Source organism: Pseudomonas bharatica CSV86 (assembly GCF_000319305.2).
In the GTDB taxonomy this organism is placed as follows: Bacteria; Pseudomonadota; Gammaproteobacteria; order Pseudomonadales; family Pseudomonadaceae; genus Aquipseudomonas; species Aquipseudomonas bharatica.
The window spans coordinates 1300700-1314780 of record NZ_AMWJ02000002.1 but is presented as its reverse complement, the minus strand read 5'-3'; the positions used below and the strand labels follow the sequence as shown (position 1 = coordinate 1314780).

The following is a 14081-nucleotide window of genomic DNA, read 5'->3' as shown; positions in this document are numbered from 1 at the left end:
TCCCGAGCAAGGACAAGGACCTCTTTCGTGAGCAAGTCGATTCTGCTGGTGGATGACGACCAGGACATCCGTGAACTGCTGGACGCCTACCTGAGCCGTTGCGGTTTCCAGGTGCGCGCCGTGGCCGACGGCCAGGCGTTTCGCCAGGCGCTGGATGCCGAGGGCAGCGACCTGGTGATCCTCGATGTGATGCTGCCCGACGAGGACGGTTTCAGCCTGTGCCGCTGGGTGCGCGAACATCCACGCCAGGCGCGGGTGCCGATCATCATGCTGACCGCCAGCTCCGACGAGGCTGATCGGGTGATTGGCCTGGAGCTGGGTGCCGACGACTACCTCGGCAAACCCTTCAGCCCGCGCGAACTGCAGGCGCGGATCAAGGCGCTGTTGCGCCGGGCCGGGTTCCAGGCCCCAGGCGGCGAGGTGCTGGCCTTCGATGAGTGGCGCCTGGATACCGTCAGCCATCGCCTGTTCCATCGCGACGGCGAGGAAGTGATTCTGTCGGGCGCCGACTTCGCCCTGCTCAAGCTTTTCCTCGATCATCCGCAACAGATCCTCGACCGCGACACCATCGGCAATGCCACGCGTGGACGCGAGCCGATGCCACTGGATCGCATCGTCGATATGGCGGTCAGCCGTCTGCGCCAGCGCCTGCGCGACACCGGCAAGCCGCCGCGGCTGATCCGGACCGTGCGGGGCAGCGGTTACCTGCTGGCGGCCAGTGTTGCTGCGTCGCACTGAGCGCCGCCGGCGCCTGCCGCTGCCGCGTTCGCTGCTGGGGCGGATGCTGCTGCTGACCTTGCTGGTGGTGTTGCTGGCCCAGGGCCTGTCGAGCCTGATCTGGCTGTCGCAACTGCGTGCCAGCCAGCGCGAGGGGCTGGTCGCCAGTGCGCGCAGCCTGGCGCATTCGATGAGCGCCAGCGTCAGCTACTTCCGCTCGCTGCCCTTGGCCTATCGGCCGCTGGTGCTGGACCAGTTGCGCAGCATGGGCGGCACGCGCTTCTTCGTCTCCCTCAACGATCGCCCGCTGGACATGCAGGTACTGCCCAGCACGCCGCGCAAGGAGGCGGTCATCGCCGCGGTGGACGAAGTGCTGCGCCAGCGCCTGGGCGAGATGCGCATTTCGGTGGAGTTCGTCAGCCCGCAGGACCTGCGGATTTTCAACAGTGGCCTGAAGCTCGACGAACTGCCGCGTTCCTGGGCGCATTACGCGCTCACGCTGGAACCGGTGGAACCGCCGGTGCTGGTTACCCAGATCCGCCTGGCCGAGGGCGAGTGGCTGTATATCGCCTCGCTGCTGCCCGAGCCCTACACCACCCTCGAAGATGAAGGGCTGCCGCGTCAGCAGGTGCTGTTCATCGGTTTCACCGGTTTCTTCCTGCTGCTGTTCATCGGCCTGCTGGTCCACTGGCAGAGCAGGCCGCTCAAGCGCCTGGCCCTGGCGGCGCGGGAAATGTCCCTCGGCGCGGATGTGGCGCCGGTGGTGGAGGGCGGCGGCAGCGAGGTGGAGGAAGTGGCGCGCGCCTTCAATGCCATGCGCGAGCGCATCAGCCGCTATCTCACCGAGCGCAGCCAATTGTTCAGCGCGATCTCCCACGACCTGCGTACGCCGATCACGCGCTTGCGCCTGCGCGTCGAGCTGCTGGAGGACGAGCAGGTGCAGGCGAAGTTCGGACGGGATCTGGACGAACTGGAGATGCTGGTGAAAGGCGCACTGCAATGCGTGAAGGACACGGATATCCACGAGAACATCGAAGCCATCGATCTGAACCAGGTGCTGGAATGCCTGGTCGAGCCTTACCTTGCCAGTGGCCGGGTGACCATCCGAGGGCATGCCGAGGCCGCCTACCCGGGCAAGCCGCTGGCCTTGCGCCGCTGTATCGGCAACCTGATCGACAACGCGTTGAAATATGGCGAGCGCGCGCATCTGCGGATCATCGATGGCGAGGACAGCTTCGTCCTGCATGTGGACGACGAAGGGCCCGGGGTGCCGGCGCAACAGCTGGAACAGGTGTTCGAACCGCATTTCCGCCTGGCCGGGAAGCAGCAGGGGTATGGCCTGGGCCTGGGGATTGCCAGGAATATTGCCCATAGCCATGGCGGGGAGGTGAGTTTGAGGAATCTGCGCGAGGGTGGGTTGCGGGTGACCCTGAGCCTGCCTCGATATCTTGATTGATCTCCCGGGCCCTATCGCTGGCAAGCCAGCTCCCACAGGTTCTGTGTGCGCCGCGAAACCTGTGGGAGCTGGCTTGCCAGCGATGAGGCCTGAAGGATCACCGCTAATGTCACTGTTTGGTGACATTCCCGCATCCCTTCGTTACCTCCACCATCAGATCCCCTGTTTAGACTCCAGGCAAAACAACAAAAAGGCTTCTCCCGATGAATGCGATCACCCGTCTCGCCGCCGTCGTTTCCCTCGCCTCGCTGTTCCCCCTTTCTGCCTTGGCCGCCGACAATCCTGGCACCGTGGACGTTCTCCACTGGTGGACCTCCGGCGGCGAAGCCAAGGCCGTCGAGACCCTCAAGCAGCAGATCCAGAAAGATGGTTTCATCTGGAAGGACAACGCCGTCGCCGGTGGCGGTGGTGCTGCCGCCATGACCGTGCTGAAAACCCGCGCCATTTCCGGCAACCCGCCTTCCGCCGCGCAGATCAAGGGCCCGGATATCCAGGAATGGGGCGCCCTCGGCCTGCTCACCGAACTGGATGACGTGGCCGCCGCCAACAAGTGGGACGACCTGCTGCCCAGGCAGGTCGCCGATATCATGAAATACGACGGCCACTATGTCGCAGTGCCGGTGAACATCCACCGGGTCAACTGGCTGTGGATCAACCCGCAGGTGTTCGACAAGGCCGGGGCCAAGGTCCCGACCACCCTCGATGAGCTCTTCGCTGCCGCCGACAAGCTCAAGGCCGCCGGTTTCATTCCCCTGGCCCACGGCGGCCAGCCCTGGCAGGACAGCACGGTGTTCGAAGACCTGGTGCTGAGCATCCTCGGGCCCAAGGGCTACCACGCTGCCTTCGTCGACCTCGACGAGAAGACCCTGACCGGGCCGCAGATGACCGAGGCCTTCGCCACCCTCAAGCGCCTCGGCACCTACATGGACCCCAACCGCGCCGGGCGCGACTGGAACATCGCCGCCGCCGAGGTCATCAATGGCAAGGCCGGCATGCAGATCATGGGCGACTGGGCCAAGAGCGAGTGGAGCGCTGCCGGCAAGGTGGCTGGCAAGGACTACCAGTGCGTGGCCTTCCCCGGGACCCAGGGCAGCTTCGCCTACAACATCGACTCGCTGGCGATGTTCAAGCTCAAGGACGCCAACGACATCAAGGCGCAGAACGACCTGGCCAAGGTCGCCCTGGAGCCGGAGTTCCAGACCGTGTTCAACCAGAACAAGGGCTCGCTGCCGGTGCGCCAGGACATGGACATGAGCAAGTTCGACGCGTGCACGCAGAAATCGGCGGCGGACTTCAAGGAAGCGGCCAAGGGCGACGGCCTGCAACCGAGCATGGCGCACAACATGGCCACGACCCTGGCGGTACAGGGCGCCATCTTCGATGTGGTGACCAACTTCCTCAATGATCCCCAGGCCGAGCCGGCGACGGCGGTGAAGCAGCTCAACGCGGCGATCAAGGCGGCCAGGTAGCCCCCAATCGCTGGCAAGCCAGCTCCCACAATGTACCGCTGAACCTGTGGGAGCTGGCTTGCCAGCGATGAGGCCCTCCCAAACACCGGAGATCCCCGATCATGACCACTGCAATCGCCCAGCGGCGAGCCTCCCCCCTGGACGCCCTCCAGCGCTGGCTGCCCAAACTGGTCCTGGCCCCGAGCATGCTCATCGTGCTGGTGGGCTTCTATGGCTACATCCTCTGGACCTTCATCCTGTCCTTCACCAACTCCAGCTTCATGCCCAGCTACAAATGGGTCGGGCTGGCCCAGTATGCGCGGTTGATGGACAACGACCGCTGGTGGGTGGCGAGCAAGAACCTGCTGGTGTTCGGCGGGCTGTTCATCGCCATCAGCCTGGCCGTCGGAGTGCTGCTGGCCGTGCTGCTGGACCAGCGCATCCGTCGCGAGGGCTTTATCCGCACTGTCTACCTGTACCCCATGGCGCTGTCGATGATCGTCACCGGCACCGCCTGGAAGTGGCTGCTCAATCCCGGCCTGGGCCTGGACAAGCTGCTGCGCGACTGGGGCTGGGAGGGCTTTCGCTTCGACTGGCTGGTAGACCCGGACCGGGTCGTCTACTGCCTGGTGATCGCTGCCGTGTGGCAGGCCTCGGGCTTTGTCATGGCGCTGTTCCTGGCCGGGCTGCGCGGCGTCGATTCGTCCATCGTGCGTGCCGCCCAGGTCGATGGCGCGAGCCTGCCGGTGATCTACCTGCGCATCGTCCTGCCGAGCCTGCGCCCGGTGTTCTTCAGTGCGCTGATGATCCTTGCCCACATCGCGATCAAGAGCTTCGACCTGGTGGCGGCCATGACCGCCGGCGGCCCGGGCTACGCCTCCGACCTGCCGGCGATGTTCATGTATTCCTTCACCTTCAGCCGCGGCCAGATGGGCATGGGCTCGGCCAGCGCGATCCTGATGCTGGGCGCGATCCTGGCGATCCTGGTGCCGTACCTGTATTCGGAACTGCGAGGCAAGCGCCATGACTAGCCCATCGCTGCGCCTGAGCCGCATCGCCATCTACACCACCCTGCTGGCCGCCTGCGCCCTGTACCTGGTGCCGCTGCTGGTCATGCTGCTGACCAGTTTCAAGACCCCGAGGACATCCGCGCCGGCAACCTGCTGAGCTGGCCGCAGGTGATCACCGGCATCGGCTGGATCAAGGCCTGGGACACGGTGGGCGGCTATTTCTGGAATTCGGTGAAGATCACCGTGCCCGCTGTGTTGATCTCGACCCTGCTCGGCGCGCTCAATGGCTACGTCCTGTCGATGTGGCGCTTCCGCGGTTCGCAGCTGTTCTTCGGCCTGCTCCTGTTCGGCTGCTTCCTGCCGTTCCAGACCGTGCTGCTGCCGGCCTCCTTCACCCTGGGCAAGCTTGGCCTGGCCAGCACTACCACCGGCCTGGTGCTGGTGCATATCGTCTACGGCCTGGCCTTCACCACGCTGTTCTTCCGCAACTACTACTGCAGCGTGCCCCAGGCCCTGGTGCAGGCGGCGCGGCTGGACGGCGCGGGGTTCTTCACCATCTTCGGGCGGATCCTCCTGCCCATGTCGGTGCCGATCATCATGGTCTGCCTGATCTGGCAGTTCACCCAGATCTGGAACGACTTCCTTTTCGGCGTGGTGTTCGCCAGCGGCGACGCCCAACCGATCACCGTGGCCCTGAACAACCTGGTCAACACCAGCACCGGGGTCAAGGAATACAACGTCGACATGGCCGCCGCGATGATCGCCGGCCTGCCGACCCTGCTGGTCTATGTCCTTGCGGGCAAATACTTCCTGCGCGGGCTGACGGCCGGCGCGGTCAAGGGGTGAAGCATGGCAACGCTGGAACTGCGCAACGTCAACAAAAGCTACGGCAGCGGTCTGCCGGATACCTTGAAGAACATCGAACTGAAGATCGATTCCGGGGAATTCCTGATCCTCGTCGGGCCCTCCGGCTGCGGCAAATCCACGCTGATGAACTGCATTGCCGGTCTTGAGCAGATCAGCGGCGGGGCGATCCTGGTGGACGAGGCCGATATCAGCGGCATGAGCCCGAAGGATCGGGATATCGCCATGGTCTTCCAGTCCTACGCGCTGTACCCGACCATGAACGTGCGCGACAACATCGCCTTCGGCCTGAAGATCCGCAAGATGCCGGCGGCGGCCATCGACGAGGAAGTGGCGCGGGTCGCGCGGCTGTTGCAGATCGAGCACCTGCTGGCGCGCAAGCCCGGCCAGCTGTCCGGCGGCCAGCAGCAGCGCGTGGCCATGGGCCGGGCACTGGCGCGGCGGCCGAAGATCTACCTGTTCGACGAACCCTTGTCGAACCTCGATGCCAAGCTGCGCGTGGAGATGCGCACCGAGATCAAGCTGATGCACCAGCGCTTGAAGACCACCACGGTGTACGTCACCCACGACCAGATCGAGGCCATGACCCTGGGCGACAAGGTGGCGGTGATGAAGGACGGTCTGATCCAGCAGTTCGGTACGCCGCAGCAGATCTACAACGACCCGGCCAACCTGTTCGTCGCCAGCTTCATCGGCTCGCCGCCGATGAACTTCATTCCATTGCGCCTGCAGCGGCGCGAAGGGCGCCTGCAGGCGCTGCTCGACAGCGGCCAGGCACGCTGCGAGCTGCCGTTGGGCTTGAGCGAGGCCGGCCTGGAGGATCGCGATGTGATCCTTGGCATTCGCCCGGAACAGATCAGCCTGGCGCCCGGCGAAGGCAACGGCATGCCGAGCATCCGCGCCGAAGTGCAGATCACCGAGCCCACCGGGCCGGACCTGCTGGTGTTCGTCACCCTCAACCAGACCAAGGTCTGCTGCCGCCTGGCGCCGGATGTCCCGGCGCGAGTCGGTGACAGCCTGACCCTGCAATTCGATCCTGCCCGGGTGCTGCTGTTCGACGCTGCCAGCGGCGAACGCCTGGGTGCGATCGGCAACCCGCCCGCGAGCAAGGGCAACGTGGCGCAGTTCAAAGGGCGTTGAGCCTTGAACTTCGCCTGCCGTGCATGAATCACCATCGATAACAAGAAAACGAGGAAACAACGGATGGAGTACTTCAAGCGCATTTCAGGATTGACCCCGCTGGCCGTGCTGGTGGCGGTGGCGAGCAACCCGGCGCTGGCCGCCGGGGCCTTCGAGTCGTCGTCGAAATGGATGACCGGCGACTGGGGCGGGGCCCGTACCGAACTGCTGGACAAGGGCTACGACTTCACCCTCGACTATGTCGGCGAGGCGGCGACCAACCTGCACGGCGGTTACAACGACGACCGCACCGCGCGCTACAGCGACCAGTTCGCCCTCGGCATGAAGCTGGATCTGCAAAAGATCCTTGGCTGGCACGATGCCGAGTTCAAGCTGGCAATCACCGAGCGCAGCGGGCGCAATCTGTCCAACGACCGGATCAGCGATCCGCGCGCCGGGCAGTTCAGCTCGGTGCAGGAGGTCTGGGGCCGTGGCCAGACCTGGCGGCTGACGCAGATGTGGATCAAGCAGAAATACTTCGATGGCGCCCTCGACGTGAAGGTCGGGCGCTTCGGTGAAGGCGAGGACTTCAACAGCTTCCCCTGCGATTTCCAGAACCTGGCGTTCTGTGGTTCGCAGGTGGGCAACTGGGTGGGCGGCATCTGGTACAACTGGCCGGTCAGCCAGTGGGCGATGCGGGTCAAGTACAACATCACGCCGGAGTTCTTCGCCCAGGTCGGGGTGTTCGAACAGAACCCGTCGAACCTGGAAACCGGCAACGGCTTCAAGCTCAGTGGCAGCGGTACCAAGGGCATGATCCTGCCTGTCGAGCTGGTCTGGTCGCCGCAGGTCAGCGGGCTGCCGGGCGAGTACCGCCTGGGGTACTACTACAGCACCGCCAAGGCCGACGACATCAGCGACCCTGACCGTACCCATTCGAGCAAGCATGGCTGGTGGGTGGTGGCGCAGCAGCAGGTCACCGCGCACAAGGGCGATGCCAATCGCGGGCTGAGCCTGTTCGCCAACTTCACCGTGCACGACAAGGACACCAACGTGGTCGACAACTACCAGCAGGTGGGGCTGGTCTACAAGGGCGCGTTCGACGGGCGGCCCAAGGACGACATCGGCTTTGGCGTGGCGCGGATCCACGTCAACGACGACGTGAAGAAACGGGCCGAGCTGATCAACGCCGGCAACGGCATCGATGACTACGACAACCCGGCCTTTGTGCCGATCCAGCGCAGCGAGTACAACGCCGAGCTGTATTACGGTTTCCACGTCACCGACTGGCTGACCGTGCGGCCGAACCTGCAATACATCAAGAGCCCGGGTGGGGTGGACGAGGTCGACAACGCGCTGGTGGCGGGGATCAAGGTGCAGAGCTCGTTCTGAGGCAACCTTGTAGTAAGTTTACAAACCTTCAGGGCCTCATCGCTGGCAAGCCAGCTCCCACAAACCCTGTGGGAGCTGCGGTTCGGCGCTCCGACTTGCCAGCGATGAGGCCCTGAAGAGCCCAGCAGATTCCGGATCAGCCCAGCTCATCATCCAGCGGATACCGGCTGGCATTCAGGCTTTCCTTGATCTTGCGCAGGTGCGGCTGGAAGTCCGCGCCGCGGCGCAGGGTCATGCCGGTGGCGAGCACATCCAGAACGGTCAACTGGATGATCCGCGAGGTCATCGGCATGTAGATGTCGGTGTCTTCCGGCAGCGGAATGTTCAGGCTCAGGCTGCTGGCCCGGGCCAGGGGCGAGTTGGCGGCGGTCAGGGCCAGTACCGAGGCGCCGTTGTCGCGCGCCAGTTGCGCCACTTCCACCAGTTCCCGGGTGCGTCCGGTATAGGAAATGATCACGAACAGCTCACCGGTATGCGCCACGGACGCCAGCATGCGCTGCATCAGGACATCGGCATGGGCGGAGACCGCGAGGTTGAAGCGGAAGAACTTGTGCTGGGCATCCAGCGCCACCGGCGCCGAGGCGCCGAGGCCGAAGAAATGGATCTGCCGGGCCTGGATCAGCATGTCCACGGCGCGGCTGATCAGCGCCGGATCGAGCTGCTGCCAGGCGCTGTCGAGGGAAGCGATGGTGCTGCCGAAGATCTTTTGCGTGAAAGCTGCCGGATCGTCGTTTGGCTCGACTGCACGGCTGACGTAGGCTGCACCGCTGGCGAGGCTTTGCGCCAGTTGCAGCTTGAGTTCCGGGTAGCCGCTGACGCCGAAGGAGCGACAGAAGCGATTGACCGTCGGCTCGCTGACCTTGGCCGCCTGGGCCAGTGCGGCGATGCTGAAGCGGGTGGCCTGCTGCGGGGCGGCAAGGATGACTTCGGCGACTTTGCGTTCGGCCTTGTTCAACTCGTCGAGACGGCCCTGGATCTGCTCCAGAAGATTGCGCACGCGGTCCATTGGGGTTCCTTCGGTCGGGGGTGCGGCCCGTTCGCGCAAGCAGGGGCCGGGTTTACAGGGTCTGTATCCTACTGATGGCAGGGTAGACCTACCACTTGTATCTGTCTTGCAGGTCAGATGTTGTTGTTATTACTACATTCGCTCTTGATATCCACGTTGGAACGCGATATTTCTACCCGCACTCGGTAAAAGAACCTACATCATGTCTTCGATCAGTGTTGAGCCTTGCACCTTTGCCCTGTTCGGCGCCCTTGGCGACCTGGCCTTGCGCAAGCTGTTCCCGGCCCTCTACCAGCTCGATCGAGCCGGGCTGCTGCATGAGCGCACCCGCCTGCTGGCCCTGGCCCGCGAGCCTGGCAGCGTGCAGGAGCACCTGGCATCGATCGAGGCGCACCTGCACGAGTTCGTCGCGTCCGACACCCTGGACACCACGGTGTTGCAGCGTTTCCTTGGCCGCCTGAACTATCTGCATATGGACTTCCTCGACGCCCAGGCCTATCCGGCACTGGCCGCGCAGGTCACCCCCGAAGCGCCGCTGATCGCCTATTTCGCTACTCCGGCGGCGGTCTACGGAGGTATCTGCGAGAACCTGGCGAAGGTCGGCCTGGCCGAGCGTACCCGGGTGGTGCTGGAGAAGCCCATCGGCCATGACCTTGAGTCGTCGCGGCGGGTCAACGACGCGGTGGCGCAGTTCTTCCCGGAAAACCGCATCTACCGCATCGACCATTACCTGGGCAAGGAAACGGTGCAGAACCTGATCGCCCTGCGCTTTGCCAACAGCCTGTTCGAAACCCAGTGGAACCAGACCTCGATTTCCCATGTGGAAATCAGCGTCGCCGAGAAGGTCGGCATCGAAGGGCGCTGGGGCTATTTCGACAAGGCCGGGCAACTGCGCGACATGATCCAGAACCATTTGCTGCAGTTGCTCTGCCTGATCGCCATGGACCCGCCCAGCGACCTGTCCGCCGACAGCATCCGCGACGAGAAGGTCAAGGTGCTCAAGGCCCTGGCGCCGATCACCGGCGAAGGCCTGGGCACCCGCGTGGTGCGCGGCCAGTACATCGCCGGGCACAGTGACGGGCGGGCGCTGCCGGGTTATCTCGATGAAGAGAACGCCAATACCCACAGCGACACCGAAACCTTCGTCGCCCTGCGCGCCGATATTCGCAACTGGCGCTGGGCCGGGGTGCCGTTCTACCTGCGCACGGGCAAGCGCATGCCGCAGAAACTGTCGCAGATCGTCATTCACTTCAAGGAACCGCAGCACTATATCTTCGCGGCGGAACAGCGTTTGCAGATCGGCAACAAGCTGATCATCCGCCTGCAGCCGGACGAGGGCATTTCCCTGCGGGTGATGACCAAGGAACAGGGCCTGGACAAGGGCATGCAACTGCGCAGCAGCCCGCTGCAATTGAATTTTTCCGACGGCAGCTTCCGCAGCGCACGGATTCCCGATGCCTACGAGCGGCTGCTGCTGGAGGTGATGCGCGGCAATCAGAACCTGTTCGTGCGCAAGGATGAAATCGAGTACGCGTGGAAATGGTGCGACCAGTTGATCGCCGGCTGGAAGCAATCCGGCGAAGCGCCTCGGCCCTATGCCGCGGGAACCTGGGGGCCGGTGGCGGCGGTGGCACTGATTACCCGCGATGGGAGGTCCTGGTATGGCGATATCTGAAATGCAGTGGCCGGCGACGGTCACGATCCATGAATTGAAAACCGCCGAGCAGCTTGCCCGGCAGTTGGCCGCGGACGTCGCCGCGTGCCTGCGCTCAGCGATTGCCGGGCAGGGCGGGGCGACCCTGGTAGTGTCTGGCGGGCGCAGCCCTGTTGCGTTTTTCCAGGCCCTGGCGCAAGAGGCGCTGGACTGGTCGAAGGTGACCGTCAGCCTCGCCGACGAGCGCTGGGTGCCGGTGGAGCATGCCGACAGCAACGAAGGCCTGTTGCGTCGCCATCTGCTTCAGGGCGAGGCGGCGAAGGCGCGCCTGGTTGGCCTCTATCGCCACGCCGCCAGCCTGGAGGCGGCTGCGCTGGCGGCCGACCAGGCGCTGGCCGAGCTGCCGCCGATCGATGTGCTGGTGCTGGGCATGGGCGATGACGGGCACACCGCTTCGCTGTTCCCGGACAGCCCCAATCTTGCCGAAGGCCTGCGCCGCGATGGCGAGCGCCGCTGCCTGCCGATGCTGGCCCCGAGCGTGCCGCACCAGCGCCTGAGCCTGACCCGGCGGCTGTTGGCCACGGCCGGCTTTACCGCCTTGTCCGTGCAAGGTTCCGGCAAACTCGCTACCCTGCGCGCCGCGCTGGCGGGCAACGAGCCGGCGCAGATGCCGATTCGCGCCTTTCTTCACGACCCTTTGAGCATCTACTGGTGCCCATGAGCCAAGGACCCCTGTCATGACCACGCTCGAACGCCCCACGCCATTGCCGACGATGACCGACAAGATCGCCCGGATCGATGCGATCTGCGACCAGGCGCGCATCCTGCCGGTAATCACCATCGCCCGCGAGGCCGATATCCTGCCCCTGGCCGATGCCCTGGCCGCCGGTGGCATTCGCACTTTGGAAGTGACCCTGCGTTCCGAACATGGCTTGAAGGCCATCAAGGTATTGCGTGAGCAGCGTCCGCAGCTGTGCATCGGCGCCGGTACCGTGCTGGACCGCGCCCAGTTCGAGGCGGTGGAAGCGGCGGGCGCGCAGTTCGTGGTCACCCCCGGAGTGACCCGGGAAATCCTCCAGGCCGGCGTCGAAAGCGATATCCCGCTGCTGCCGGGGATCAGCACGCCGTCGGAAATCATGATGGGCTACGCCCTCGGCTACCGGCGCTTCAAGCTGTTCCCGGCGGAAATCAGCGGCGGCATCGCGGCGATCAAGGCCTATGCCGGACCCTTTGCCGATGTGCGTTTCTGCCCGACTGGCGGGGTTCGTCCGGATAACCTGCTCAGCTACATGGGCCTGCCCAACGTGATGTGCGTGGGTGGAACCTGGATGCTGGATAGCGGTTGGATCAAGAACGGCGACTGGGCCGCCGTGGAGAAGTGCAGTGCCGAGGCGATGGCGCTGCTCGAAGGATAAGTGGTTACGGCTGTTCGGGGCGCTTGGTCGGCGCCCCTTTTTTTTGCGCACAAAAAAGCCCGCCTTCGGGAGGCGGGCCTGGGTCGAGCAGACCGGCGCCTTAGGCCGCCTTGCTCGCCGCCTGCTGGGTCAGGGAACGGTTCAGCGCGCTGAACAGGGCCTTGAAGCTGGCGGTGGTGATGTTTTCATCGATGCCCACCCCGTGCACCGGACGACCACCGGCCACGCGCAGTTCGATGTACGCCGCAGCCTTGGCATTGGTGCCGGCGCCGATGGCATGTTCGTTGTAGTCCATGATCTCCACGGCAACCGGCAGGCCGGCGACCAGGGCTTCCAGGGCACCGTTGCCCTTGCCGCGCCAGTGCAGGGTGGTTTCGCCTTCGCCGGCGACTTCCACTTCCACGGCGCTGTGGCCGTTCTCTTCCTGCAGGCGGTGGCTGACCAGTGCGTACGGCGCGTTGGCCTGGAGGTATTCGCGGTGCAGCAGGTTGTAGATCTGCTGGGCAGTCATTTCCAGGCCGAGACGGTCGGTTTCACCCTGGACCACCTGGCTGAACTCGATCTGCATGCGACGCGGCAGGCTGATGCCGTATTCCTGTTCCAGCAGGTAGGTGATACCGCCCTTGCCGGACTGGCTGTTGACGCGGATCACCGCCTCGTAGCTGCGGCCGATGTCGGCCGGGTCGATCGGCAGGTACGGCACTTCCCACAGGGCGTCTTCCTTCTGCTGGGCGAAGCCCTTGCGGATGGCGTCCTGGTGCGAGCCGGAGAATGCGGTGTGGACCAGGTCGCCGACATACGGGTGACGTGGATGCACCGGCAACTGGTTGCATTCCTCGACCACCTTGCGCACGCCGTCGATGTCGGAGAAGTCCAGCTCGGGGTCGATGCCCTGGGTGTAGAGGTTCAGGGCCAGGGTCACCAGGTCGACGTTGCCGGTACGCTCGCCGTTGCCGAACAGGCAGCCTTCGGCACGGTCGGCGCCGGCCATCAGGCCCAGCTCGGTGGCGGCGATGCCGGTGCCGCGGTCGTTGTGGCAGTGCAGGCTGATGATCACGCTGTCACGGCGGTTGACGTTGCGGCAGAACCACTCGATCTGGTCGGCGTAGACGTTCGGCGTCGAGACTTCGACGGTAGCTGGCAGGTTGAGGATGATCTTGTGTTCCGGGGTCGGGTTCCACACCTCGATCACCGCGTCGCAGACTTCCTTGGCGAATTCCATTTCAGTCGCGCTGAAGGTCTCCGGCGAGTACTGGAAGGTCCACTGGGTTTCCGGCTGCTGGGCGGCGTACTTGACGAACAGCTTGGCCGCGTTCACCGCGATGTCCTTCACGCCTTGCTTGTCCTGGTTGAAGACGATGCGGCGGAACGACGGGCTGGTGGCGTTGTACAGGTGAACGATGGCCTTCTTCGCTCCGCGCAGGGATTCGAAGGTGCGCGAAATCAGGTCTTCGCGGGCCTGGGTCAGAACCTGAATGGTGGTGTCGTCAGGGATGTGGCTGTCTTCGATCAGGGTGCGGACGAAGTCGAAATCGGTCTGCGAGGCGGACGGGAAGGCCGCTTCGATTTCCTTCACGCCCACGCTGACCAGGGTCTTCCAGAAGCGCAGTTTCTTTTCCGAATCCATCGGCTCGATCAGCGACTGGTTACCGTCGCGCAGGTCGGAGCTGCACCAGATCGGCGCCTGGGTGATGGTCTTCGACGGCCAGGTACGGTCGGGCAGGTCGATGGTCGGGAAGGCGCGGTATTTCTTCGAAGGGTCTTTGAGCATGGACATGGGAGCAATCCTTTTGATGCGGCCTGGAACGGGCCTGCCGGAAACATGGAATCTTGGAATGGGCGAGGCGACGCGATTCAGCTTGGTAGTCGTGCACTGACCAGGCAAAGGCTGCGGTGTTGGCGGAGGCGGATAAGGGTTTCAAAGGTTTTCATGCCCTCAACCCTAACCAGTGAGGTGAAAGATGGCAAGCACCTCGAAAAAATTGATAGAAATGTGCGGA

11 protein-coding genes and 1 pseudogene are annotated in these 14081 nt (G+C 64.3%); 10 read left to right on the top strand and 2 right to left on the bottom strand.

What is annotated here, in order from left to right; genetic code table 11:
* Nucleotides 1–27: 27 nt before the first annotated feature.
* The 7 genes and pseudogenes from CSV86_RS19875 (at nucleotide 28) to CSV86_RS19845 (ending at nucleotide 8006) form a co-directional block, all read left to right on the top strand.
* On the top strand, nucleotides 28–738 hold the full coding sequence (locus CSV86_RS19875; protein ID WP_009398290.1) for a response regulator: 711 nt from the start codon (nucleotides 28–30) through the stop codon (nucleotides 736–738).
* A 19-nt stretch (nucleotides 739–757) separates the two neighbouring features.
* Nucleotides 758–2173 (top strand): ATP-binding protein, encoded by a 1416-nt coding sequence (locus CSV86_RS19870; protein WP_170395119.1) that lies wholly within the window; start codon nucleotides 758–760, stop codon nucleotides 2171–2173.
* Between the two features lie 203 nt (nucleotides 2174–2376).
* A complete protein-coding gene (locus CSV86_RS19865; RefSeq protein WP_009398295.1) occupies nucleotides 2377–3642 on the top strand; it encodes an ABC transporter substrate-binding protein in 1266 nt (421 codons plus the stop codon).
* A 101-nt stretch (nucleotides 3643–3743) separates the two neighbouring features.
* Nucleotides 3744–4652 carry a carbohydrate ABC transporter permease gene (locus tag CSV86_RS19860; RefSeq protein WP_009398297.1) on the top strand — a complete coding sequence of 303 codons (909 nt, stop codon included), beginning with the start codon at nucleotides 3744–3746 and terminating at the stop codon, nucleotides 4650–4652.
* Nucleotides 4645–5477, top strand: a pseudogene (locus CSV86_RS19855) (carbohydrate ABC transporter permease). Before CSV86_RS19860 ends, CSV86_RS19855 begins: the two are co-directional and overlap by 8 nt.
* A 3-nt stretch (nucleotides 5478–5480) precedes the next feature.
* Nucleotides 5481–6635, top strand: coding sequence for an ABC transporter ATP-binding protein (locus CSV86_RS19850; protein ID WP_009398302.1), 1155 nt, complete (start codon nucleotides 5481–5483; stop codon nucleotides 6633–6635).
* Nucleotides 6636–6698: 63 nt separating this feature from the next.
* A complete protein-coding gene (locus tag CSV86_RS19845) occupies nucleotides 6699–8006 on the top strand; it encodes a carbohydrate porin (RefSeq protein ID WP_009398303.1) in 1308 nt (435 codons plus the stop codon).
* A 136-nt stretch (nucleotides 8007–8142) separates the two neighbouring features.
* Here the strand turns inward: CSV86_RS19845 and CSV86_RS19840 are convergent, their stop codons facing one another.
* Complete coding sequence (locus CSV86_RS19840) at nucleotides 8143–9003, bottom strand: MurR/RpiR family transcriptional regulator (RefSeq protein WP_170395116.1); 861 nt, start codon at nucleotides 9001–9003, stop codon at nucleotides 8143–8145.
* Between the two features lie 211 nt (nucleotides 9004–9214).
* Between CSV86_RS19840 and zwf the strand changes: the two genes are divergently transcribed.
* The 3 genes from zwf to CSV86_RS19825 are packed head-to-tail and all read left to right on the top strand — an operon-like array spanning nucleotide 9215 to nucleotide 12081.
* Complete coding sequence (gene zwf / locus CSV86_RS19835) at nucleotides 9215–10687, top strand: glucose-6-phosphate dehydrogenase (protein ID WP_009398307.1); 1473 nt, start codon at nucleotides 9215–9217, stop codon at nucleotides 10685–10687.
* Nucleotides 10674–11387, top strand: coding sequence for a 6-phosphogluconolactonase (gene pgl / locus CSV86_RS19830; RefSeq protein ID WP_037059935.1), 714 nt, complete (start codon nucleotides 10674–10676; stop codon nucleotides 11385–11387). The genes zwf and pgl overlap by 14 nt, the downstream gene beginning before the upstream one ends.
* 16 nt (nucleotides 11388–11403) lie before the next feature.
* The gene (locus CSV86_RS19825) at nucleotides 11404–12081 is read left to right on the top strand and encodes a bifunctional 4-hydroxy-2-oxoglutarate aldolase/2-dehydro-3-deoxy-phosphogluconate aldolase (protein WP_009398309.1); all 678 of its coding nucleotides are present in this window, start codon (nucleotides 11404–11406) and stop codon (nucleotides 12079–12081) included.
* A 100-nt stretch (nucleotides 12082–12181) separates the two neighbouring features.
* Here CSV86_RS19825 and leuA read toward each other — a convergent pair whose 3' ends face one another.
* Nucleotides 12182–13858 (bottom strand): 2-isopropylmalate synthase, encoded by a 1677-nt coding sequence (gene leuA, locus CSV86_RS19820; protein ID WP_009398312.1) that lies wholly within the window; start codon nucleotides 13856–13858, stop codon nucleotides 12182–12184.
* Nucleotides 13859–14081: the final 223 nt, after the last annotated feature.

Bases quoted from the DNA above. Each gene is read 5' to 3' on its own strand.
- CSV86_RS19865 (WP_009398295.1), top strand. From the start codon at position 2,377: ATGAATGCGATCACCCGTCTCGCCGCCGTCGTTTCCCTCGCCTCGCTG.
- CSV86_RS19860 (WP_009398297.1), top strand. From the start codon at position 3,744: ATGACCACTGCAATCGCCCAGCGGCGAGCCTCCCCCCTGGACGCCCTC.
- CSV86_RS19850 (WP_009398302.1), top strand. From the start codon at position 5,481: ATGGCAACGCTGGAACTGCGCAACGTCAACAAAAGCTACGGCAGCGGT.
- CSV86_RS19845 (WP_009398303.1), top strand. From the start codon at position 6,699: ATGGAGTACTTCAAGCGCATTTCAGGATTGACCCCGCTGGCCGTGCTG.
- zwf (WP_009398307.1), top strand. From the start codon at position 9,215: ATGTCTTCGATCAGTGTTGAGCCTTGCACCTTTGCCCTGTTCGGCGCC.
- pgl (WP_037059935.1), top strand. From the start codon at position 10,674: ATGGCGATATCTGAAATGCAGTGGCCGGCGACGGTCACGATCCATGAA.
- CSV86_RS19825 (WP_009398309.1), top strand. From the start codon at position 11,404: ATGACCACGCTCGAACGCCCCACGCCATTGCCGACGATGACCGACAAG.
- leuA (WP_009398312.1), bottom strand. From the start codon at position 13,858: ATGTCCATGCTCAAAGACCCTTCGAAGAAATACCGCGCCTTCCCGACC.